This is a genomic window from Pantoea sp. GbtcB22 (genome assembly GCF_019091025.1).
Lineage (GTDB): Bacteria > Pseudomonadota > Gammaproteobacteria > Enterobacterales > Enterobacteriaceae > Pantoea > Pantoea leporis.
This window is the reverse complement of the sequence record NZ_JAGXKB010000011.1, coordinates 1-23,910: the sequence shown is the minus strand read 5'-3', so window position 1 is coordinate 23,910 and position 23,910 is coordinate 1. Positions and strand designations below refer to the sequence as shown.

Genomic DNA, 23,910 nt, shown 5'->3' with positions numbered 1-23,910 from the left:
TTACACATAGTTTCTACTTAACTGAAGGTGAAAGCATGAAAGCAGCGATAGTTTCCGCGGCAGGTGAACTGCCCGTTTACGGTGATTTTCCTGAACCGCAGGCTGATGAAAGCCATGTGGTGGTAACAGTGAAAGCCGCCGCCGTTAGCCAGCTGGCAAAAGCACGCGCCGCCGGAACACATTACAGCGCGGCCGCGCACTATCCCTTTATTACCGGCATTGATGGTACCGGCACGCTGAGTAATGGCGATCCGGTTTACTTCCTTGCCTTTAATGCACCTTGGGGCAGCATGGCGGAGAGAACCTTAGTGCCCGCCGACAGCATCGTTTCGTTGCCGCCGAAATTGGATCCGGTGCTGGCCGCTGCGCTGGCGAATCCGGGCATGTCATCCTGGGCGGCATTAACCCGACGCGCCCAGCTGCGCACTGGTGAAACCGTATTGATCAATGGCGCAACCGGTACGTCGGGCGGTTTAGCGGTGCGTATCGCACAGCATCTGGGTGCAGGAAAAATTATCGCCACCGGTCGTAATCGCGCCGCGCTGGATCAACTGCTCGCGCAGGGCGCCGACCTCACTTTCACGCTGGATGAATTGCCGGACGCGTTACCGGCGTTGATGAAAGAAGGTGTTGATGTGGTACTCGATTATCTGTGGGGCCAGAGCGCACTCGATATCATGCACGCCGCCGTAGCGGGCGGAGAGAAAACGGTACGCTTTGTACAAATCGGTTCCTTAAGCGGACAGGAAATTACCCTGCACAGCAAACTGCTGCGCTCGTCCGGGCTGACATTAATGGGCAGCGGCCTCGGTAGCGTGTCGGATAATGAGTTGATCGCCTGCATCGGCGAAATGCTGACGGCCGCCGCCGAGAGCGATTTTTCGATCGCCTTCCAGATGCGCTCGCTGAGCGACGTCGCGCTGGCGTGGCAGGAAGATGACAGCCGTTGCCGTACGGTGTTTACGCTTTAGATCAACGGAAGTAAAAAGGGGCATTGCAAACGATTGCTTTCACAACGCAACCGTTTAAAATCGCCCCTTTGTTGTAATTGAGAACGTCCACCATGTCCGTCAACACCGCTGAAACTCGCCAGCCTGCCAGCGCTGCAAGCCCGAAAAGTGAACTGATTTACCGCCTCGAAGACCGTCCACCGTTACCGCAAACCTTGTTTGCTGCCTGTCAGCATTTGTTGGCGATGTTTGTCGCGGTGATTACGCCTGCGCTGCTGATTTGCCAGGCGCTGGGTTTACCGGCACAGGACACGCAACACATCATCAGCATGTCGCTGTTTGCCTCGGGCGTGGCATCCATTCTGCAAATCAAAACCTGGGGACCCGTGGGCTCTGGCCTGTTGTCGATTCAGGGCACCAGCTTTAACTTCGTGACGCCGCTGATCATGGGCGGCATGGCGCTGAAAAATGGTGGCGTTGATGTGCCGACCATGATGGCGGCGCTGTTTGGCACGCTGATGGTGGCGTCTTGTACCGAAATGGTGCTGTCACGCGTGTTGCACCTGGCGCGCCGCATCATTACGCCGCTGGTTTCCGGCATTGTGGTGATGATTATTGGCCTGTCGCTGATTCAGGTCGGTTTGACCTCCATCGGCGGCGGCTTTGCGGCGATGAGCGATCACACGTTTGGCGCTCCGAAAAACTTGTTGCTGGCGGCTTCGGTATTGGTGGTGATTATCCTGCTTAATCGTCAGCGTAATGCTTATCTGCGCGTGGCTTCGCTGGTGATCGCGATGGCGGTAGGTTATGCGCTGGCCTGGGCGCTGGATATGCTGCCCGCCACCAGCACGCCAGCCGATCAGCCGCTGATTGCCGTGCCATCGCCGCTCTACTACGGCTTGGGCTTTGACTGGAATCTGCTGATCCCGCTGATGTTGGTGTTTATGGTGACCTCGCTGGAAACCATCGGCGACATCACCGCGACTTCTGATGTTTCCGAGCAGCCGGTAAGTGGCCCGCTGTATATGAAGCGTCTGAAAGGCGGCGTGTTGGCCAACGGTCTTAACTCCTTTGTCTCAGCGCTGTTCAACACCTTCCCGAATTCCTGTTTTGGCCAGAACAACGGCGTGATTCAGCTTACCGGCGTTGCCAGCCGCTATGTAGGCTTTGTCGTGGCGCTGATGCTGATCGTGCTTGGCCTGTTCCCAGCCGTGAGTGGTTTTGTGCAGCATATTCCAGAACCGGTGCTGGGCGGTGCCACCATTGTGATGTTTGGTACCATCGCCGCATCTGGCGTGCGCATCGTTTCGCGTGAACCGCTGAATCGTCGTGCCATCATGATTATCGCGCTGTCGCTGGCGGTAGGTTTGGGCGTTTCTCAGCAGCCGCTGATTCTGCAATTTGCCCCGGACTGGCTGAAAACCCTGCTTTCATCTGGCATTGCGGCCGGTGGTATTACCGCCATCGTGCTGAACCTGATCTTCCCGCAAGAAAAGTAATCCTGCAGGCAGGCTTCGGCCTGCCTGATATTTATCCGCATTTACATCCAGGCTGTTGAGCTGTAACGGTAATTCAGGCATAACAACCACTCACCGGATAAATATCGGGATGGATGAGTGCGATGAAATTTTTAGGCAAGTTTTTCCTTACCTTACTGCTGCTAATTCTGCTGGCGCTGGTAGTGCTGTATGTGTTGCTACAAACACAATGGGGCGCAGGTTGGTTTAGCCGCTGGGTAAGCGATAAAACCGCCTGGCATCTCTCTCTCAGCAAGATTGAGCACGACTTCTCCTCCCCTTCGCATATCATTCTCGATGACTTCAGCTTTGGTCATGATGGTCAGCCCGCCGTGTTGGTGGCGAAACGCGTTGATCTTGGCCTGGCGCTGGTTCAGTTCAGCGATCCACTGCACTTCAACAGCATCGAAGTGCGCGACGGTGAAATCAATCTCGCCAATCAAGCGCCCGATACCACGCTGCCGATTCAGGCCAATCGCCTGCAGCTGAATAATGTGCGTATTGAGAATCCGCACAGCGCATTGCCGATGACCGCTCAGCGCGTGAACGGCGGTCTTCTGCCGTGGAAACCGCTGCCTAACGACGTGCTGGGCAGCGATGCGCAGTTTCAGATCAGCGCCGGCACCCTGACGCTGGATGGCGTACCGGGTAACAACGTGCTGCTGCAGGGCAGTATCAAGCAACGTCGTCTGGTGCTGAGCAATATCGGCGCCGATCTGGCGCGCGGTTCGATGACCGGCAACGCCGAGCGCGATGCGCAGGGCAACTGGAAGATCGACCAACTGCGCCTCAACGATATCCGCCTGCAAACCCATCAAAGCCTGAGCGACTTCCTCAATCCGCTGCGCGCTGTGCCTTCTGTGAGCATCAACCGTCTGGATATGACCGATGCGCGCCTGCAAGGACCTGACTGGGCGGTGACCGATCTCGATTTAACCCTGAAAAATGTCACCCTGCGCGGCGATGATTGGGAAAGCGATGGCGGTTCTCTCTCCATGAATGCCGGGAATTTTATTAACGGTGGCTTTGAGCTCAACGATCCTATCGTCAATGCCGAATTCTCGGCGCAGGGCATCGCGCTGACGCAGTTCAGTTCGCGCTGGGTGAATGGCGTGGTGCGCGCCAGTGGCAACTGGACGCGCAGCGACAAACGTCTGACGCTGGATGAACTGGCGATCGCCGGGCTGGAATATACTTTGCCGCAAAACTGGCGTGAACGCTGGCAGCAAACCTTACCGGACTGGCTGGATAGCGTGCTAATAACCCGCGCTACTGCCAACCGTAACCTGATTATTGATATCAATCCGGCGTTCCCGTTCCAGATGACGTCACTGGATGGCAGCGCGAATAATCTGCTACTGGCGCGTCAACATCAGTGGGGAATCTGGTCCGGTAAAGCCAGCTTCAACGCGGCCGAAGCCACCTTCAATCGCACCGATCTGCGTCATCCGTCCATTGCGCTGAATGCCAACGATCAACAGATTCAGGTAACGGAATTGAGCGCCTTTAACGGCAGCGGTTTACTGGAAGGATCAGCAACGGTTGGGCAGGACGCGCAACGTCCGTTGACGCTGAATCTGAAAGGCCAGGCTGTGCCGGCAAACGTGCTGGGCAATTGGGGTTGGCCAACGCTGCAGTTGAGCGGTAACAGTAATTTACAGCTGCAGCTGAAAGGTTCGCTGAACGCCAGCGTGCCGCTGCGCCCCAGCGTGGATGGCACCTTGTCGGTAACCACCGATGCCCAAGCTGTACAGCAAACGATGCGGGGCGGGCAAGTGCAATAATTCTGTAGCGGCGCGATTCATTGCGCTCTTTTGACTTTAAAAAGCGATGCGCAATAAATTGCGCCGCTACAGTATGTAAAAAAATTGCAGGACTAATCGATACGGGCGCCGGAGCCGCCCTCTTCCAGTGCTCCGTCAGAATCGGCGGGCAGCACGATATACACACCTTCGAATACCGCGCCCAGCTCATCATCCCCAAACAGCTCCACTTCCATCTGCACGCGCGCTTTGCGGCCACGCGCCAGACGATCAAGATCGCCGCTGAGCGAGCCGAGATCGGCAATCGCGCCCGGACGGCCGCTGATCGGTTTGCTGTAGCGAATATGCGCATCCGCCAGAATAATGGTGCCACCGAGATGGCGCTCGCGCAGCAGCAGCCAAATTAAACCCCAACCGGTGAGCGTGGCGAGCGAGAACAAGCTGCCCGCAAAAAGGGTGTGATGGGGATTCTGGTTGCCCGCTTCGGGCATGGTGGTAACGAATTTCTGCCCGGTATATTGCAGAATGCGCACGCCCATTTTTTCACTCAGCGGAATGTGCTCGTACCAGGCTTGTTGCAGCTGTCCGCACCAGTCGGCGCGATGCAGAATATCGTCGAGCGTCACAACCGGTTTAATCATCAGGAAGTGACGCACCGGCGTGGTTTGCGGCGCGGTGATTTCGCCCTGATTGACGTAGCCGAGCTTGGCAAAGAATTCGACGGCGTCTTCACGCGCGCTACAAGTGACGCGTTTTGCCCCTTCCTGACGCGCGACTGATTCCAGCGTCATCGCCACCAGCGTGCCAAGACCTTTGCCCTGCACCGAAGGATGCACGGCGAGGAAGCGAATCGCGGCTTCGTTCTCGGCATTGATGTACAGACGGCCGATTGCCACCGGTTTGCCTTGCTCATCCACCACCATTTGATGATGCGCCAGCGCATCCCAGGCATCACGCTCAGAACCCTGCGGCTGACGCAGCGGCTTTCGTAACATTTCCCAGCGGAACTGGTAATACATATCCAGTTCTTCCGCCGTTTGCGGTACGCGAAGATGATACATAAAGTGATTCTCTCGTTCGAAGCTTGCGTGGCTAAGTCCTTGCCGCTCGGCTGAAACCCTCACACCTGTAACCAGAAGGTCACCGGACCATCGTTTACCAACGAAACCTGCATATTGGCGGCGAAGCGCCCGTTTGCGGTGGCCACGCCCTGTGCTCGGCAGCAATCGCTAAAGTATTCATAGAGGCGCTCGGCTTCCGCCGGTTCTGCGCCGCCAGAGAAAGAGGGACGCATACCTTTATTGGTATCTGCGGCGAGCGTGAATTGCGACACCACCAGCACGCTGCCACCTGCCTGCTGCACATTGAGATTCATTTTGTCGTTCTCATCCGCAAAGATGCGGTAGCCCAGCACGCGCTCGGTTAATCGCTGCGCTTTTTGTTCATCGTCGCCCTTTTCCACACCCAATAACACCAGCAAGCCGGCGCCAATTTCGCCCACTGTCGCGTCGTCAACGCTGACACTGGCGCGGCTGACGCGCTGAATCAAAGCAATCATGTTTCCTCACGTTCTTTTTCGCGTTCCTGCTGTTTTAGCTGGCGATAGTCATCCAGCGTGACGGTGATTTCCGCGCCTAACAACACAATACACCACGACCAGTAAACCCAAAGGAACAGAATGGGGATGACCGCCAGAACGCCGTAAATTAACTGATACGAAGGGAACATCGTAACATAGAGCGCAAAGCCTTTTTTACCCAGCTCGAACAGCAATCCGGCAACAATGGCGCCGATCAGTGCATCACGCGTCGGCACGCGCCGCGTCGGCACAATGCTATACAGCAGCCAGAAAGCGAGGATCGAGAGGCACAGCGGGAATATGCGCAGCAGATGATCGATCAAGCTGGTGACGCCCGTGACGTTCACCCAGCGCAGCGACAGCAGATAGGAGCTGAGCGCTAAACTTGCGCCGGCCAACAGCGGGCCCAGCGTTAAGATCATCCAGTAAACAGCAAAGGAGTAGACCATTGGACGCGGTTTATCGCTGCGCCAGATGGCGTTCAATGCGCTGTCCACCGAATGCATCAGCAGCAGCGCGGTGACGATCAACCCCACAATGCCGACCGCCGTCATCTTATTGACGTTGGCGACAAACTGATCGAGATAACGCTGAATCACGTCGCCCGTTGCCGGAATGAAGTTGGTAAAGATGAAGTTCTTCAACTGCACGCTGATGTCCGAGAACATCGGAAAAGCAGCAAACAGAGCGAACACCACGGCAATCAGCGGCACCAATGCCAGCAATGAGACGTAGGCGAGATTACCCGCCTGCGTCGTCATGTTGTCATCGTCAACGCGTCGCCACAGCAGTTTTACCCACAAATAAAAGGCATGCGCCGAGTGGCGCAGATGTCGATGGTTCAGCACTCAGAGACGACCCGCAAACCAGTCCGGCACAGTTTTCTCATCAACCACCAGCACGCTTTCAATGCCGAGTGCGCGCGCAGCGTCGATATTGGCCTGATTATCATCGAAAAATACCGCCTGATCGGCCTGATAACCTTCGTGCTGCAGCACATAGTTGTAGATGCGCGCTTCCGGCTTACGCATGCCGATATCCTGCGACATATAAAGACGATCGGCCGCCTGTTGAACATCGGGATATTGGGTTGGCCAGAACTCGAAGTGCAGCTGATTGGTATTGGACAGGATCACCACGCGCTCGCCATTGGCACGCAGCTTGTTCATGATCGCCAACGTTTCCGGACGCACGCCGACAAAGACCGCCTGCCAGCCAGCGGTGAATTGCGGATAGCTCAACGCGATATCCAGCTGGTCGCAAATGCGCGCAGCGAATTCTGGATCGCTGATTTCGCCACGTTCGTGTTTCTCAAAAGCCTCATCCATGCGGAAACGACTTTGTAGCGTGGATAACGGCACGCGCCCTAAGTCGCTCCAGACGCCGAGCACACGATTGAAATCGATATCAACAATCACATTGCCTAAATCAAAGATGTACAGCATGACGCCTCTCCTTTTCGTTCCCTGGATCATTCACTTTAGCGGCAAAAGTGGGAGCTGAACAGGGACGAGGGGCGGGAATTCAGTAATCTGGAGGCGGAGGCAAACTTCATTAAGCGAGCGTTGCAGCGGGTTGCAGACATAAAAAAGCCCCGCAGGTGCGGGGCTCAATATCAGACTGTTTCGCTTACTCTTTGCTGCCGCGAGAAGAACGTTTACGATCGTTCTCGGTCAGATGACGTTTACGAATACGGACTGACAGCGGAGTCACTTCTACCAGTTCGTCATCATCGATGAACTCGATAGCCTGTTCCAGCGTCATTTTCTGCGGTGGAACCAGAGTGGTGGCTTCGTCAGTACCTGACGCACGCATGTTGGTCAGTTTCTTACCGGTCAGACAGTTTACTGTCAGATCGTTAGAACGGCTGTGAATACCGATGATCTGGCCTTCATACACTTCCGCACCGTGACCGAGGAACAGCTTGCCGCGGTCCTGCAGACCGAACAGGGCGAACGCTACCGCTTTACCCTGACCGTTCGAGATCAGCACGCCGTTCTGACGCTGGCCCACTTCGCCCGGACGAACATCGTCGTAGTGGCTGAAGGTGGAGTACAGCAGACCAGTACCTGAAGTCATGGTCATGAATTCGTTACGGAAGCCGATCAGGCCACGGCTTGGGATCATGTAGTCGAGACGTACACGGCCTTTACCATCTGGATCCATGTTTTTCAGATCGCCTTTACGCTCACCCATCGCTTGCATCACAGAACCCTGATGGGTTTCTTCGATGTCGAGGGTCACGTTTTCGAATGGCTCCTGCTTACGGCCTTCGTGCTCGCGGAAGATAACTTTCGGACGGGATACCGCCAGCTCGAAACCTTCACGACGCATGTTTTCGATCAGAACCGACAAGTGCAGCTCACCACGACCGGAAACGCGGAACGCATCCGAATCTTCGGTTTCTTCAACGCGCAGTGCCACGTTGTGTACCAGCTCTTTGTTCAAACGCTCCAGGATCTGGCGCGAGGTCACGAACTTACCTTCTTTACCGCAGAACGGTGAGGTGTTCACGTTGAAGAACATGGTAACGGTTGGCTCATCGACGCTCAGGGCTGGCAGCGCTTCCACATTCTGCGTGTCGCAGATGGTGTCAGAGATGTTCAGCTCGCCCAGACCGGTGATCGCGATGATGTCGCCCGCTTCTGCCAGGGTACTTTCGATACGTTCCAGACCCAAGTGGCCCAGCACTTTACCGACTTTACCGTTACGGGTTTTGCCTTCGCTATCAATGATAGTGACCTGCTGGTTCGGCTTCACGGTACCGCGCTTGATGCGGCCGATGCCGATCACGCCCAGATAGTTGTTGTAGTCCAGCTGCGAGATCTGCATCTGCAGTGGCGCTTCAACTTCAACCTGAGGTGGAGAAACGTGGTCAACGATCGCCTGATACAGCGGGGTCATGTCGTCAGCCATGTCGGTATGTTCCAGACCCGCGATACCGTTCAGCGCCGAAGCGAAGATAATCGGGAAGTCCAGCTGCTCGTCAGTCGCATCCAGGTTAACGAACAGGTCAAATACCTGATCAACAACCCAATCAGGACGCGCGCCCGGACGGTCAACTTTGTTGATAACCACAATCGGCTTCAAACCATGAGCAAATGCTTTCTTGGTTACGAAGCGGGTTTGCGGCATAGGGCCATCCATCGCATCTACAACCAGCAGCACCGAATCCACCATGGACATGACGCGCTCCACTTCACCACCGAAGTCGGCGTGTCCTGGGGTATCAACGATGTTGATACGGTAGTCATTCCATTTGATGGCGGTGTTTTTTGCGAGGATGGTAATCCCACGCTCTTTCTCCAAATCGTTGGAGTCCATTACGCGCTCAGTCGCTTCGGTACGAGCATCAAAAGTACCGGACTGTTGGAGCAGCTTGTCAACCAGGGTGGTCTTACCATGGTCAACGTGCGCGATGATGGCGATGTTACGCAAATTTTCGATCACAGCTTTGCCTCAGGCATTATAGAAATAACGCGGTATTGTACACGGATTAAGCGGAAGACTGAACATGATCACAGATTTCGCCGAAAGTTTCTTATAGCGCTGGTTTTTAGCACCGTTTACGGTGCATTAATCTGCACTGCGATAGTAATTTGCACCAAATTGGTGCTTAACTTCACCTGTGGCGCACCATAACGATGCATGCAATCCATCCTGGTGCAGCCTTCGACTCACGAAAGGGCGCATTGTAGCGCCATTTTCGCCATTGTCATAAAGTTGGCACAGAATTCGCTTTATATATTTTAAGCGAAAACGACAGTTATAAAACGGTTGAAAGAGCTTGCCGAGATCTTTGGTTAGGAGTGGTCAGCAGTCGTGACACATTCCCGGCAACGAAGTTCTCTCACCATGACGATAATGACCATTTCCAGGAGAGTTGAGTATGTCCGCTGAACACGTTCTCTCGATGATGAACGAGCATGAAGTTAAGTTTGTTGACCTGCGTTTTACCGATACCAAAGGTAAAGAACAGCACGTTACTATCCCTGCTCACCAGGTTAACGCTGACTTCTTCGAAGAAGGCAAAATGTTCGATGGCTCCTCCATCGGTGGCTGGAAAGGCATTAACGAATCAGACATGGTGCTGATGCCGGATGCAACTACTGCAGTCATGGATCCGTTCTTCGAAGACTCGACCCTGATCATCCGTTGCGACATCCTTGAGCCAGGCACACTGCAGGGCTACGACCGTGACCCACGCTCCATTGCTAAGCGTGCAGAAGAGTTCCTGCGTTCTTCAGGCATCGCGGATACCGTGCTGTTTGGACCAGAGCCAGAGTTCTTCCTGTTCGATGACATCCGTTTCGGTTCTTCTACTTCAGGTTCACACGTGGCTATCGACGATATCGAAGCAGCCTGGAACACCGGTAAAGAGTACGAAGGCGGTAACAAAGGTCACCGTCCAGGTCTGAAAGGCGGGTACTTCCCAGTGCCACCGGTTGACTCAGCACAGGACATCCGTTCTGCCATGTGTCTGACCATGGAGCAGATGGGTCTGGTGGTTGAAGCACATCACCACGAAGTAGCCACAGCTGGTCAGAACGAAGTGGCAACCCGCTTCAACACCATGACCAAAAAAGCTGACGAAATTCAGATCTACAAATACGTGGTGCACAACGTTGCTCACGCGTACGGCAAAACGGCAACCTTTATGCCTAAGCCAATGTTCGGCGATAACGGTTCTGGTATGCACTGCCACATGTCTCTGTCAAAAGGCGGCGTGAACCTGTTCTCTGGCGACAAGTACGGCGGCCTGTCTGAAACTGCTCTGTTCTACATCGGCGGTATCATCAAGCACGCTAAAGCGATCAACGCCCTGGCGAACCCAACCACCAACTCCTACAAGCGTCTGGTCCCAGGCTACGAAGCGCCAGTTATGCTGGCTTACTCTGCCCGTAACCGTTCTGCTTCTATCCGTATCCCAGTGGTTGCCAGCCCGAAAGCACGTCGTATCGAAGCACGCTTCCCGGATCCAGCGGCTAACCCATACCTGGCATTCACCGCGCTGCTGATGGCCGGTCTTGATGGTGTTATCAACAAGATCCACCCTGGCGATGCGATGGACAAAAACCTGTATGACCTGCCACCGGAAGAAGAAGCTGAGATTCCAAAAGTTGCAGGTTCTCTGGAAGAAGCGCTGAACGCACTGAACGAAGACCGCGAGTTCCTGACCCGTGGCGGCGTGTTCACTGATGACGCTATCGATGCGTACATCGAACTGCGTAAGCCAGAAGTTGACCGCGTGCGTATGACTCCGCACCCAGTTGAGTTCGAACTGTACTACAGCGTTTAATTTAAAAATTTCAGCTCCCTGTTCACGCACTCTTTTTGCTACGTGAACAGCCTGAAAGATTTTTAATTGCCGTGGAAACTTTAGCCCATCTCCGGATGGGCTTTTTACTCCGCGCATTCATGGTTCGAAGCACAGATTTCCGTCCTGAATGGCTATAATGCACTAAATTAGTGCAGAGGAACGCTGTATGGCAACTGGCACGCTGCCCGACGCGGGGCAGATTCTCAACTCCCTGATCAACAGTATTTTGCTGGTCGATAACGATTTAGTTATCCATTACGCCAATCCGGCGGCTCAGCAATTACTGGCGCAAAGCTCACGTAAATTGTTCGGCACGCCATTACCGGAATTAACCGGCTATTTTTCGCTGAATATTGAGGTGATGAGCGAGAGTCTCGGAGCTGGCCAGGGCTTTACCGATAGCGAAGTCACTCTGGTGGTTGATGGCCGCGCGCACATTATGTCGCTCACGGCACAGCGCTTACCGGATGGCTTTATTCTGCTGGAAATGGCGCCGATGGATAATCAACGTCGTCTTAGCCAGGAACAAATTCAGCATGCTCAGCAGGTCGCTGCCCGCGATTTAGTGCGCGGTCTGGCGCATGAGATTAAAAACCCGCTGGGAGGATTACGCGGCGCCGCGCAGCTACTGACTCGCGCGTTACCCGATCCTTCCCTGCATGAATATACGCGCATCATCATTGAGCAAGCCGACCGCCTGCGTAATCTGGTTGATCGTCTGCTTGGCCCGCAACAGCCGGGCTTGCACGTAACGCAAAGTATTCATCAGGTTGCCGAACGCGTGGTGAATCTGGTGTCGATGGAGCTGCCGGATAACGTTTCGCTGGTGCGCGATTACGACCCAAGCCTGCCGGAACTGCCGCACGATCCCGACCAGATTGAACAAGTGCTGTTGAATGTGGTGCGAAACGCGCTGCAGGCATTGGGCGATGAAGGCGGCACCATTGTGATTCGTACGCGTACCGCCTTCCAGCTCACGCTGCACGGCACGCGTTACCGCTTAGTCGCGCGTATTGATATTGAAGATGACGGCCCAGGCATTCCGGCCCAGCTACAAGATACCCTGTTCTATCCGATGGTTAGCGGACGCGAAGGCGGCACCGGTTTAGGTCTGTCCATCGCCCGTAGCCTGATCGATCAGCATTCAGGAAAAATAGAATTTAACAGTTGGCCAGGTCACACCGAATTCTCGGTTTACCTGCCTATTCGCCAGTGAGGTTTCTATGCAACGAGGGATAGTCTGGATCGTCGATGACGATAGCTCCATCCGCTGGGTGCTTGAAAGGGCACTCACTGGAGCCGGTTTGAGCTGTGCAACCTTTGACAGCGCTAACGAGGTATTGGACGCGCTCGCAAGCAAAACCCCAGACGTATTATTGTCAGACATTCGTATGCCTGGCATGGATGGACTTGCGCTGCTGAAACAGATTAAGCAGCGCCATCCGATGCTTCCGGTGATCATTATGACCGCGCACTCCGATCTGGATGCAGCCGTCAGCGCTTATCAGCAAGGTGCGTTTGATTACCTGCCAAAGCCATTTGATATTGATGAAGCGGTCGCGCTGGTTGAACGTGCGATAAGCCATTATCAGGAGCAGCAGCAGCCGCGTAATCAGCCCGTCAGCGGCCCAACCACCGACATTATCGGCGAAGCGCCGGCAATGCAGGATGTGTTCCGCATCATTGGTCGTCTTTCACGCTCCTCAATTAGCGTGCTGATCAATGGTGAATCCGGTACCGGTAAAGAGTTGGTGGCACATGCGCTGCATCGCCACAGTCCACGCGCGAAATCTCCTTTTATCGCGCTGAACATGGCGGCGATTCCCAAAGATTTGATTGAATCAGAGCTATTTGGTCACGAGAAAGGCGCGTTCACCGGTGCCAACCAGATTCGTCAGGGACGTTTTGAGCAGGCCGATGGCGGCACGCTGTTCCTTGATGAAATTGGTGATATGCCGCTTGATGTGCAAACCCGCTTATTGCGCGTATTGGCCGATGGCCAGTTTTATCGCGTTGGCGGCTATGCGCCGGTGAAAGTGGATGTGCGTATCATCGCGGCAACCCACCAGAATCTTGAGCTGCGCGTGCAGGAAGGCAAATTTCGTGAAGACTTGTTCCATCGTCTTAACGTGATCCGCGTTCATCTGCCGCCGCTGCGTGAACGACGTGAAGATATTCCGCGCCTGGCGCGTTACTTCCTGCAGGTTGCTGCACGCGAGTTAGGGGTGGAAGCGAAGATTCTGCATCCCGAAACCGAAACCGCGCTGACGCGTCTGCATTGGTCCGGTAACGTGCGCCAGCTGGAAAATACCTGTCGCTGGTTGACGGTGATGGCAGCTGGCCAGGAAGTGTTGATTCAGGATCTGCCGCCTGAACTGTTTGAATCCAGCACGCCAGACAATCCGGTGCAATCGTTGCCGGACAGCTGGGCTACGCTGCTGGCGCAGTGGGCAGATCGCGCCTTGCGTTCCGGTCATCAAAACCTGTTGTCGGAAGCACAGCCGGAGATGGAGCGCACGCTGCTCACCACCGCGCTGCGTCATACACAAGGGCACAAACAGGAAGCGGCGCGCTTGCTCGGCTGGGGACGAAATACCCTGACGCGTAAGTTGAAAGAGCTGGGAATGGAATAACGCGCACGTTTTGCGTTTTGAAACCGGGGAGCGAATGGGCTCCCCGTTTTTTTATATCACTCGCGAGAATTGCTGCATGCGCACCTTTTGGCGCATATACACATCGAAGCACATACAGATGTTACGAATCAGCAACCGACCAACGCCGGTAACGTGCAGGCTGCGACCGTGCTGCTCCACCAATCCATCCGCCATCAGCGGCGCTAACAGCGCTAAATCCTCGGCAAAATAGTGTTCAAACTCAACCGGGTATTGCGCCTCTACCGCGGCAAAATCCAGTGCGAAATTACAGATTAAGGCTTTAATCACATCGCGGCGCAAACAATCATCGTTACTCAAGGTAAGCCCGCGCCACAGCGCATTGCCGCGCTGCTCGACATCTGCGTAATAGGCTTTCAACTCTTTGTGATTTTGCGCATAGCTGTCGCCCAGCATGCTGATGGCCGACACGCCCAAACCGAGCAAATCGGTTTCGCCCTGTGTGGTGTAACCCTGAAAATTACGATGCAGTTCGCCAGCGCGTTGTGCCACCGCCAGCTCATCATCCGGACGCGCGAAGTGATCCATTCCGATAAACTGATAGCCTTCGCCGGTTAAGGTGGCGATGGTTTCCTGCAGGATCTGCAGTTTCTGTGCTGCACCTGGCAGCTCCTCATCTTTAATTTTACGCTGCGCAGCGAACAGTGAAGGCATGTGCGCATAATTGAAGACGCTGAGGCGATCGGGATTGAGTGCAATAACGCGCTGTAAAGTAAAGGCGAAGCTTTCCGGCGTTTGCAGCGGTAAGCCATAAATCAGATCAAGGCTGACCGAACGGAAGCCTTGCTCACGCGCACGCTGCACCAGAGCGAAGATGGTTTCTTCATCCTGCACGCGATTCACGCGCTCCTGCACCGCTTTATTAAAGTCCTGCACGCCCATGCTCAGGCGATTAAAACCTTCCGCGCGCAGATGATCGATCATCTCCAGTTCGATTTCACGTGGATCAACCTCGATCGACATTTCGACGTCATCGGCAATCGTAAAATGCCCGCGTAGCAGCGCCACCAGCCGGCTCACCTGCTGCTGGTTGAGGAATGTCGGCGTGCCACCACCCCAGTGCAATTGAGTGACGCAGCGGCCCGCAAAGAAGGGCGCACGTTGACGGATTTCCTGCTCCAGCACATCAAGGTAGCGATCGGCTTTATGCAGCTGGCGCGTCACGATTTTATTGCAGCCACAAAAATAACAAAGCCGATGGCAAAACGGGATGTGCACATACAGCGATAACGGACGATCGGGATAGCGCTGCACGGCTTGCTGAAAATCTGCCTCACCAAATTTCTCACTGAATTCGAGCGCGGTGGGATAAGAGGTATAACGTGGGCCAGCGTAATTGTATTTTTCGATGAGGCGCTGATCCCAATCAATCTGCTGCGATGACATGCTCACTCCTTACGGTGACGTCGTCTGAGAGAGGGTCGCGTAGCTGAAGAGTGGACGAAGCGATGGGCTGAACGCCGACGTAAACGCGACTTAAGACGCGACAGGCGGCGTAGTTTAAACAATAACCAGAGCAGATAACATGTCAGCAGCAGCGCGAAAATTGATCCAGGCCAAAACATAGGTGAATACCTGTTTAGCGCGGCATGCGCGAAAACGCATGCCGATCAAAATTTGCCTTAATTACCTTTTAGCAGGCGCATCATATCTTCTTCAGCCTGCTCATCTTCCGCTTCGTCATCCAGCGCGATGCCCAGCGTTTCCATCAGCTCATCGATGCGGTCTAAGGTTTGATCCAGCCAGGCCTGATCTTCGCCACTCAAGGTTTCACCGTTTTCCAGGCGATCCAGCAGCGTATCCAGACGTTCGTCATTTTCCAGCTTCGCCAGCTCTTCTTGCGGCGTCAGGCGAACTTTTTCTGCTTTTGGCTTTGGTTTCGCTTCAGGCTTTTTTGCCGGCTGGGTTTTACCATCAGCAACTAATGCGATCGGCTTTTTGCTGCCCAGGCGTGGATCCTGAGCTTTTTTACCCTGACCTTTGCCAGCGGCTTGCGTTTCAGGATTGGCGCGGCTGCCAGATTTATGGCCGCTATGTTTTTTATCGCGTTTGCGATCGCGCGCTTCTTGATTAAGGTCTTCACGCGATTTGCGTTTGGCTTTCGCAGCAGGTTTGCCACGCGGGGCTGATGCAGGTTGCTTCATGGTGTCCGGTCTCGGCGGTGCTTTGTGAGTTCAGTATAGAATTGCGGCGAAATCTAGCAGAAAGTAAGCAAAGAAAAAAGGCGATAGCCTATGCTATCGCCTTTTATCGCACCTTCATATGAAGGAAACACTGAATAAATCCTTTACGGCTCACAACGTCCCGGTTGCTCCATCGCCACATCGCTCCTGCGATTAATCCCTGTCCTTGTTCGATTCCTGCCTGAATCGCTTCCCGCCATGCTCTTGGTCATCCCCGACACTCCTGAGCTCATCATCCTGATGGGTGCTGCCGTGCACTGACAACAAATGTAGACTAATAGGTAAAATGAACAAGTGAGACTTGTCTCTATTTTAGAGTGGTATTTCCTATAATAATTTCAAATCATTGAAATATAACATCTAAATGGATTGTTAATATTCCATGAAGCGGTAATCGCTGGCAGTAAAAATCATAGATCTCTTACAAAATGGCGCATTTGGACGCTATCGGGCACTTTTGCGCCATTACAGGTATAATCAGCCCAATTGCCCGATTCATTTTGCTGGAGTTTCACTTTGTCTGCTTTGAACTATCACATGACCCATTTCATGCTCAGCGCCCCCGATATTCGCCACTTACCGGCGGATGTGGGTATTGAAGTTGCTTTTGCCGGGCGCTCAAATGCAGGCAAATCCAGCGCGCTGAACACCATCACTAACCAAAAAGGTCTGGCCCGTACCAGTAAAACGCCAGGTCGTACTCAGCTGATTAACCTGTTTGAAGTGGTTGAAGGTAAATGTCTGGTCGATTTACCCGGTTATGGCTATGCCCAGGTTCCGGAAGAGATGAAGCGCAAATGGCAGCGCTCGCTGGCGGAATATTTGCAAAAACGTCAGGCGCTGAAGGGTCTGGTGGTATTGATGGATATTCGCCATCCGCTGAAAGACCTCGATCAGAACATGATTGAATGGGCCGTGCAGAGCCAGATTCCCGTGCTGGTCTTACTGACCAAAGCCGACAAACTGGCATCCGGCGCACGTAAAGCACAACTGACGATGGTGCGCGAAGCGTCGCTGGCCTTTAACGGTGATGTGCAGGTGGAAATGTTCTCGTCGCTGAAGAAGATGGGCGTTGATATTGTGCGTAAGAAGCTGGACAGCTGGTTTAGCGAACTAGAGCCAGCGCAAGAAGGCGACGGCGAAGAAACAGCAGAGTGATTTTGTTGCGGCTTTTGAGAAAAAGCCCAATAAAAAACGCCCCAGTCATAAATGACTGGGGCGGCTAAATATTCAGCCAAATCCGATTACGTGAAGTAAAAGGTCTGAAAGATAGAACATCTTACCTCTGTACCCTACGCGACAAACTCTACCTGATTTTCAGCGCCCTACAAAGGGTTTTTTGTTGTTAAGTTTCAGGATTCGACATCTTTTTTACTAAGCTCATCACACTTTCACGCGTTCGATGTAGTTTAATTACTAAAAAAATGCTTAGCCGATAGGCAGTTACAAAACGCGCATTTAATAGACCGCTTTGTGAGGTTGCTGAACCGATTAAGTAAACTTTTTTCTTATGATGATGCCAGCGGCACGCAAATACCGCTGAATCAGCATGATCAGTGTGCCTCATCCCAGTTATCGCCGGTGCCTACTTCCACCTGCAGCGGCACATCCAGCTTAATGCTGTTCTCCATCAGATCACGGATGGTCTTAATGGCGCTATCCACTGCATCGCTGCGGATCTCAAACACCAGTTCATCGTGTACCTGCATAATCATGCGCACGGCATCGTCTTTTTGCTCCAACAGCCAGCCATCCACCGCAATCATCGCGCGTTTGATGATGTCTGCCGCCGTGCCTTGCATTGGGGCATTAATCGCCGCTCGCTCCGCCGCTTTACGACGAATCGCATTGCTGGAGGTGATATCAGGCAGCCACAAACGACGACCATCGAGCGTTTCTACATAGCCTTTCTCTGCTGCCTTCGCGCGCGTCTCTTCCATATAACGCAGCACGCCCGGATAGCGTTCAAAGTAGAGATCCATGTATTTCTTCGCCTCACCCGCACCGATATTGAGCTGGCGGGAAAGACCAAACGCGCTCATTCCGTAGATCAGACCAAAGTTGATCGCCTTGGCACTGCGACGCTGCTCACCTGAAACTTTGCTTAACGCCACACCAAACACTTCTGATGCGGTGGCACGGTGGATATCTTCGCCCTGGGCAAACGCATCCAGCAGGCCTTTGTCTTGCGACAGATGCGCCATGATACGCAGTTCAATCTGTGAGTAGTCCGCGGCGACAATACGATTGCCCGATCCGGCGACAAACGCCTGGCGGATTCGGCGCCCTTCTTCGTTGCGCACCGGGATATTCTGCAGGTTAGGATCGGTAGACGAGAGTCGTCCCGTCGCCGTTACCGCCTGATGATAGGATGTATGTACGCGGCCGGTAAGCGGATTGATCATCAGTGGCAGCTTATCGGTGTAAGTCGATTTCAACTTTGATAAACCACGATGTTCCAGAATTACTTTCGGCAGTGGATAATCGAGAGCCAGTTCAGCCAGCACTTCTTCGCTGGTCGACGGCGCGCCGCCCGGCGTTTTCTTGGTCGGTTTAATACCCTGCTTTTCAAACAAAATGGTTTGCAGCTGTTTAGGTGAAGAGAGGTTAAACGGTTCGCCTGCCAGCTCGTGCGCTTTCAGCTCCAGCTCGGCCACACGCGTGGTCAGCTCCTGCGAGTGTTTGGCCAGGATATTCTGGTCAATCAGCACGCCGTTGCGCTCAATCCGCGATATCACCTTCAACAACGGCATTTCGATCTCTTCAAATACCTGTTTCGGCCCCGCTTCCGGCTCCAGTTTCTCCCACATTTTCAGATGCAATTGCAGCGTGACATCGGCATCTTCCGCCGCGTAGTGGCCCGCTTGTTCGATAGCAATCTGATTAAATGTGAGCTGATTTTTGCCTTTACCCGCGATCTCTTCGAAAGTCACCGTTTTATGGTTTAGCCAGCGCGCGGCCAGACTATCCATATCGTGTTTTCCGCCCACGCTGTTCAGGCAATAAGATTCCAGCATGGTGTCAAATTTGATGCCGTTCAGTTCAATGTCGTAATTCTTCAGCACGCCGCGATCGTATTTGAGGTTCTGACCAACCTTCGCCGCGTTACCATCCTCCAGCAGCGGTTTTAGCTGCTTCAGCACTTCGCTGCGATCCAGCTGATCTGGCGCATCCAGATAATCATGGGCAACCGGCAGATAAGCTGCTTCGCCCGGCGCGACGGCAAAACCAATGCCGACAATATTGGCGCTTAAGGTATCCAGCGAGTCGGTCTCAAGATCGAAAGCGAAGAGCTCGGCGCTTTTCAGCTTTTTGAGCCATGCGGCAAATGTCGCTTCATCGAGGATAGTGACGTAGCCATCCGCAGAGAGCACGCTGGTCGCTTGGGCAGCGGGCGCAGCAGGTTCGCTGAGCTGCGGTTTCTTAGCCTGCGCGTTGCTCTTCTTACCTTGTTGCAGCCATGAACCATCCTGCAAATCGGTGATCCAGCGCTTAAATTCATAACGGCTAAACAAGGTTTGCAGCGCTTCGACATTAGGTTCATTGACGACAAGCTGATCGCAGGTCAGATCCAACTCAACGTCGGTTTTGATGGTTGCCAGCTGATAAGACACGAACGCGACGTCGCGATTTTGCTCCAGCTTCGCCGCCATGGTTTTCGCACCGCGGAACGAGAGATCGGCCACTTTATCGAGATTGTCATAGATTGACTGCATACCGCCCAAGCCTTGCAGCAACGCCTGCGCGGTTTTCTCACCGACTCCCGGCACGCCTGGAATGTTATCGGAGCTGTCGCCCATCATGGCGAGGAAATCGATAATCAGTGCTGGCGGCACGCCATATTTCTGCTCGACCTCTTCCGGACCGAGCACGGTATTCGTCATGGTGTTGATCAAGGTAATCGCAGGCGTCACTAACTGCGCCATATCTTTATCGCCGGTGCTGATCAACACCGGACGGCCGAGTTTTTCCGCCTCTAGCGCCAGCGTACCGATAACGTCATCCGCCTCAACGCCAGATACCGCCAACAGCGGCAGGCCCATCGCCTTCACCATTTCATGCAGCGGCTCAATCTGCGCACGCAGATCGTCTGGCATCGGCGGACGGTGCGATTTGTAGTGTTCAAAAAGCTCATCGCGGAAGGTTTTGCCTTTCGCATCGAAGACCACAGCCACATGGCTTGGCTGATACTGCATCAACAGGCTTTTCAACATGTTGAGCACACCATACATGGCGCCAGTTGGCTCGCCTGCACTGTTCGTTAGCGGCGGAAAGGCATGATATGCACGGTACAGATAAGATGAGCCGTCGACCAGAATCAGGGGATTTTCTGCAATTTGCGCCATAGGTTCGTATTTTCTTCGTTGCGATAATGAGGGCTATAAGGATGCCACAACCAGAGGAGAATGTTGAATGCACTCGGGGAAGTCAGGATCTTTTTCGTCGTTACGCGGCACGGATCGCAAGGATCAAACTGTGGATAAGTTTGTGCGTAAAAATCATAACGTATTGTTATTTACGTTAATTGCAATTACTTTAATATTAAAAATTCATTTATATCAGCAAGTTAAATACTTATTGTGATCTTGCTCGCCCTAATGAAAAGACGATCGTCCATGTGGATATTAAGCGAAGGGTTAATAAATACATCGCACAAATAAGAGAATGAAGGCAATAAAAAACGCCGGCAGTACCGGCGTTCTAAAAACTAAATTACTTCTTTTCTACCAGGAACTTCACTACATTGGCGTAATCAGCAACGAAGTTGTCCATTGAGCTGGTATCCAGGCCGCCGTTGTTAACCATATATTTGCCGTTAACGAAGATCGCTGGCACACCTTGCAGATTGACGTCTGCTGCTGCTTTCTGCTGCTGCGCAACCAGCGCTTTTACTGCGAAGCTATTCCACGCTGCATCGTAATCTTCTGAAGAGATACCCGCCGCTTTAATAAAAGTCTCTTTCAGGCTTGCTGCATCGGTAACGGTTTGGGTTTTCTGAATACCGTCGAAAATCGGTGCAGTAACTTTGCTTTCTACGCCTAGCGCCATGGCAACAGCCCATGCCTGAGTGACAACCGGACCGAATTGACCACCAAGGAAATCAACGTGGTATTTGGTCACTTTCGTGTCCGCCGGCAGGTTCTTTTTCACTGCCTCGCTCACGTGATAAACGCGTTCGAACTGGTAGCAATGTGGGCAGAAGAAGGAGAAGAACTCCAGAACCTGCGGCTCACCCGCCACTGGCTTTGGCAACGTAACGAACTGCTTACCATCGTTAAACTGTGCCGCCGAGGCGCCAAATGCCAGCATTAAACCTACCAGCGCAAACATGATCTTTTTCATCGTGAAACAATCTCCTGAGTACTTCATTAATATTGCGGGCTAAGCTGCAACGGCGGTTCGTGTAACAGCCTTTCCTGCTCGATAAATAATGCAATCTGCCGGCGCCAAAAATCCTCATCTGTCATCCAGGGGAAGGCGCGCGGAAAAGCGGGATCCTGCCAGCGGCGTACTACCCAGGCCAAATAATAAACCATGCGCATAGCGCGTAAAGGTTCAATCAGTGACAATTCATGTAAATCAAAATCACCGAATTCATTATAGGCTTCCAGCAAAATGTCCCATTGAATCAATTTTTCCTGTCGATCGCCATTAACCAGCATCCATAAATCCTGCACTGCTGGCCCGTTACGGGCATCATCAAGATCGACAAACATCGGGCCTTCACGCCACAGAATATTGCCGGGATGGCAATCGCCGTGCAACCTTAACGGCTGCCAATGGCTATGCCAGCGCTGCTGCAGCGTCGCGCTGAGCTTATCAACGGCAGCAAGCAGTAAGTCTTTAAGTGAAGCCGGTACTAACGCGCTTTGTTCCAGCTCCCGACGCGGTTGAAAAATATACTCTTCAAGGCCGAAAGTGGGTCGCTGCTGAAACAGGCTTTGCTTTGCGGTTTGATGGATGCGCCCCAGAAAGCGGCCAACCCATTCCATCTGATCCTCGTTATCGGTTTCATACTGCCGTCCGCCTAAACTGGGGAAGACCGCGTACATGAAGCCGGCATGATGATTCAACGTGCTGCCCTGCAGAACGAGCGGCGCGGCAACCGGCACTTCATCCTCTAATAAATCCTGAGTGAACTGATGCTCTTCAAGGATCTGTTGTGCGCTCCAGCGCTGCGGACGATAAAACTTAGCCACATAGCGGCGTTTATCATCGTCGCTGAACTGATAGACGCGGTTTTCATAGCTATTGAGGGCGGTTAAGCCTGATTCGACACGCAGACCCGCATCCCAAAGTGCATCAAGGATGACATCGGGATTCAACGTCTGGAAATTAAAGGCGGCTTCGCTCATCTTTTTGCCTGTGTGTTACCTTTGCGATTAATGCGCAAGGATAACATTACTCATCATCCTTAATCACACCGCGTGCACGTAATAGCGCGGTCTTGAAGTCCACTTCATAATCCTTTTTCAGGCCGGGAATGGCACTCTGGCTATCTGTGTCACGCATTTTGAGATGGTAAATCAATACATCATCGGTTAATTCACTTAATGGGCCACTGAAACCAGATTCCTGCGCCAGTTTTTGCAAAAATGCCAGCAAGTTGAGATCGGCATCCTTCTGCCATGCGGGTTGCAGAAGCTCGAGCAGTTCATTGAGTCGGTGATATTTCATCATTGATTCCTTTATGCAGATGGTACGCTGCCGCTAAGTAAGTATCGTCCAGAATGAAGCAAGGAGACGAATATGACAGCATTTACCGGCGTGATCCTCGCGGGTGGCCAAGGCAGTCGTATGGGAGGCCAGGATAAGGGGTTATTGATGTTACAGGGTGAACACCTTTATCAGCACGTTTTGCGGCGATTCCGGCCGCAGGTCAATATTGTGTTGATAAGCGCTAACCGTAACATTGATCGCTATCAGGCAAGCGGTTGTCAGGTGGTTATCGATACATTGCCCGATTATCCCGGACCGCTGGCTGGCATGCTCAGTGGTTTACGCAGCAGTAAAAACGAATGGGTCGCTTTCTGCGCTTGTGATACGCCATGGATCCCCAATGACTTTGTCGCGCGTCTGTGGCAACAGCGTAATGATGCGCCCGCTGTGTGGGTGAAATCCTCCCAGCGTGATCATCCAGCCTTAGCGCTGGTCAATTGCGCATTGGCTGATGATCTTGAAACCTGGCTACTGCGCGGCGAGCGACGTTTAATGCAGTTCTTACATGAGCATGGCGGGCATGCTATTGCGTTTTCAGACCCAGAATCTGCGTTCCGCAATATCAATACGCCAGACGATCTCATGAATGAGGAAAAGTATTTATGAGTGTGCGCTTACTGGCGATTTCCGCATGGAGCGGGACAGGAAAAACCACTTTGCTTGAGCAAGTCATTCCACTTCTCAAAACTCAGGGGATTCGATCAGGCTTAATTAAGCACACACATCATCAGATGGATATCGATACGCCGGGGAAAGACAGTTATTTGCTGCGTAAAGCTGGGGCGGATCAGGTGATCGTCGCCAGTAATCAGCGCTGGGCATTGATGGTTGAATCACCTAATAAGCCTTTAAGCCTAATGCAATTAGCATCACAGATGGATATCTCAACGTTGGATCTGGTGCTGGTCGAGGGCTTCAAAGATGAGCCGGTCCCCAAAATTGCACTTTGGCGGCGTGGCGTTAAAGGTGAGATTAAGGATTTGCTGGATCAGTATGTGATTGCCGTCGCTACTGATGAGGATATGGAACTGAATTTGCCCATATTGGATATTAATCAGCCAATGCAGGTTGCCGATTTTATTGTTCAGTGGCTTAAAAAGCGTTGAAATAGCCAGTTTTTAGCTAACATTCAGACGTAAAAAAGCCCCGGACTTTCGTCCGGGGCTTCTTCACTTATTTGATGCCTGGCAGTTCCCTACTCTCGCA

20 protein-coding genes are annotated in these 23,910 nt (G+C 53.1%); 9 read left to right on the top strand and 11 right to left on the bottom strand.

From position 1 onward, the window contains the following. The first annotated feature begins 35 nt into the window (after positions 1–35). The 3 genes from KVT28_RS23050 to KVT28_RS23040 all read left to right on the top strand — a co-directional run bounded on the left by KVT28_RS23050 (position 36) and on the right by KVT28_RS23040 (position 4,251). On the top strand, positions 36–971 hold the full coding sequence (locus KVT28_RS23050; protein ID WP_217550390.1) for a zinc-binding alcohol dehydrogenase family protein: 936 nt from the start codon (positions 36–38) through the stop codon (positions 969–971). A gap of 92 nt (positions 972–1,063) precedes the next feature. Beyond that, positions 1,064–2,449, top strand: coding sequence for an NCS2 family protein (locus tag KVT28_RS23045; protein WP_008109781.1), 1,386 nt, complete (start codon positions 1,064–1,066; stop codon positions 2,447–2,449). A 122-nt stretch (positions 2,450–2,571) separates the two neighbouring features. Further along, positions 2,572–4,251: an AsmA family protein gene (locus KVT28_RS23040; RefSeq protein ID WP_217550388.1), complete on the top strand. Its 1,680-nt coding sequence runs from the start codon at positions 2,572–2,574 to the stop codon at positions 4,249–4,251. A gap of 92 nt (positions 4,252–4,343) precedes the next feature. Here KVT28_RS23040 and fabY read toward each other — a convergent pair whose 3' ends face one another. From fabY to typA, 5 genes are all read right to left on the bottom strand, one after another. Continuing rightward, on the bottom strand, positions 4,344–5,291 hold the full coding sequence (gene fabY / locus KVT28_RS23035; protein ID WP_101760715.1) for a fatty acid biosynthesis protein FabY: 948 nt from the start codon (positions 5,289–5,291) through the stop codon (positions 4,344–4,346). Between the two features lie 59 nt (positions 5,292–5,350). Next, positions 5,351–5,788: a D-aminoacyl-tRNA deacylase gene (gene dtd / locus KVT28_RS23030; protein ID WP_101760716.1), complete on the bottom strand. Its 438-nt coding sequence runs from the start codon at positions 5,786–5,788 to the stop codon at positions 5,351–5,353. Next, entirely contained in the window at positions 5,785–6,657 is an 873-nt protein-coding gene (locus KVT28_RS23025) for a virulence factor BrkB family protein (RefSeq protein ID WP_101760717.1), read from the bottom strand. Before KVT28_RS23025 ends, dtd begins: the two co-directional genes overlap by 4 nt. After that, positions 6,658–7,254: a glucose-1-phosphatase gene (gene yihX, locus KVT28_RS23020; protein WP_217550386.1), complete on the bottom strand. Its 597-nt coding sequence runs from the start codon at positions 7,252–7,254 to the stop codon at positions 6,658–6,660. A gap of 184 nt (positions 7,255–7,438) precedes the next feature. Beyond that, the gene (typA, locus tag KVT28_RS23015; protein WP_008109794.1) at positions 7,439–9,259 is read right to left on the bottom strand and encodes a ribosome-dependent GTPase TypA; all 1,821 of its coding nucleotides are present in this window, start codon (positions 9,257–9,259) and stop codon (positions 7,439–7,441) included. A gap of 439 nt (positions 9,260–9,698) precedes the next feature. Between typA and glnA the strand changes: the two genes are divergently transcribed. From glnA to glnG, 3 genes are all read left to right on the top strand, one after another. Then, positions 9,699–11,108: a glutamate--ammonia ligase gene (gene glnA, locus KVT28_RS23010; protein ID WP_007885243.1), complete on the top strand. Its 1,410-nt coding sequence runs from the start codon at positions 9,699–9,701 to the stop codon at positions 11,106–11,108. Positions 11,109–11,295: 187 nt separating this feature from the next. Then, positions 11,296–12,345 carry a nitrogen regulation protein NR(II) gene (glnL, locus tag KVT28_RS23005; protein ID WP_008109798.1) on the top strand — a complete coding sequence of 350 codons (1,050 nt, stop codon included), beginning with the start codon at positions 11,296–11,298 and terminating at the stop codon, positions 12,343–12,345. A 7-nt stretch (positions 12,346–12,352) separates the two neighbouring features. After that, complete coding sequence (glnG, locus tag KVT28_RS23000) at positions 12,353–13,762, top strand: nitrogen regulation protein NR(I) (RefSeq protein WP_008109800.1); 1,410 nt, start codon at positions 12,353–12,355, stop codon at positions 13,760–13,762. Between the two features lie 51 nt (positions 13,763–13,813). Here the strand turns inward: glnG and hemN are convergent, their stop codons facing one another. Next, positions 13,814–15,187, bottom strand: a complete 1,374-nt coding sequence (hemN, locus tag KVT28_RS22995) for an oxygen-independent coproporphyrinogen III oxidase (RefSeq protein WP_101760719.1) — start codon at positions 15,185–15,187, stop codon at positions 13,814–13,816. A gap of 236 nt (positions 15,188–15,423) precedes the next feature. Next, positions 15,424–15,945: a Der GTPase-activating protein YihI gene (gene yihI / locus KVT28_RS22990; protein ID WP_101760720.1), complete on the bottom strand. Its 522-nt coding sequence runs from the start codon at positions 15,943–15,945 to the stop codon at positions 15,424–15,426. A 555-nt stretch (positions 15,946–16,500) separates the two neighbouring features. On the opposite strand from yihI, the gene yihA reads away from it, so the two are divergent. Then, the gene (yihA, locus tag KVT28_RS22985) at positions 16,501–17,142 is read left to right on the top strand and encodes a ribosome biogenesis GTP-binding protein YihA/YsxC (protein WP_101760721.1); all 642 of its coding nucleotides are present in this window, start codon (positions 16,501–16,503) and stop codon (positions 17,140–17,142) included. Positions 17,143–17,537: 395 nt separating this feature from the next. On the opposite strand, the gene polA is transcribed toward yihA, so the two are convergent. From polA to KVT28_RS22965, 4 genes are all read right to left on the bottom strand, one after another. Further along, positions 17,538–20,330 (bottom strand): DNA polymerase I, encoded by a 2,793-nt coding sequence (gene polA, locus KVT28_RS22980; RefSeq protein ID WP_101760722.1) that lies wholly within the window; start codon positions 20,328–20,330, stop codon positions 17,538–17,540. A 367-nt stretch (positions 20,331–20,697) separates the two neighbouring features. Beyond that, complete coding sequence (gene dsbA / locus KVT28_RS22975; protein ID WP_101760723.1) at positions 20,698–21,327, bottom strand: thiol:disulfide interchange protein DsbA; 630 nt, start codon at positions 21,325–21,327, stop codon at positions 20,698–20,700. A gap of 26 nt (positions 21,328–21,353) precedes the next feature. After that, the gene (locus KVT28_RS22970) at positions 21,354–22,340 is read right to left on the bottom strand and encodes a serine/threonine protein kinase (protein WP_217550384.1); all 987 of its coding nucleotides are present in this window, start codon (positions 22,338–22,340) and stop codon (positions 21,354–21,356) included. 46 nt (positions 22,341–22,386) lie between these two features. Then, positions 22,387–22,662, bottom strand: coding sequence for a YihD family protein (locus tag KVT28_RS22965; RefSeq protein ID WP_101760725.1), 276 nt, complete (start codon positions 22,660–22,662; stop codon positions 22,387–22,389). Between the two features lie 72 nt (positions 22,663–22,734). On the opposite strand from KVT28_RS22965, the gene mobA reads away from it, so the two are divergent. Together mobA and mobB are read left to right on the top strand one after the other, a co-directional pair. Further along, complete coding sequence (mobA, locus tag KVT28_RS22960; protein WP_101760726.1) at positions 22,735–23,310, top strand: molybdenum cofactor guanylyltransferase MobA; 576 nt, start codon at positions 22,735–22,737, stop codon at positions 23,308–23,310. Further along, positions 23,307–23,810 carry a molybdopterin-guanine dinucleotide biosynthesis protein MobB gene (gene mobB / locus KVT28_RS22955; protein ID WP_101760727.1) on the top strand — a complete coding sequence of 168 codons (504 nt, stop codon included), beginning with the start codon at positions 23,307–23,309 and terminating at the stop codon, positions 23,808–23,810. The genes mobA and mobB overlap by 4 nt, the downstream gene beginning before the upstream one ends. Positions 23,811–23,910: the final 100 nt, after the last annotated feature.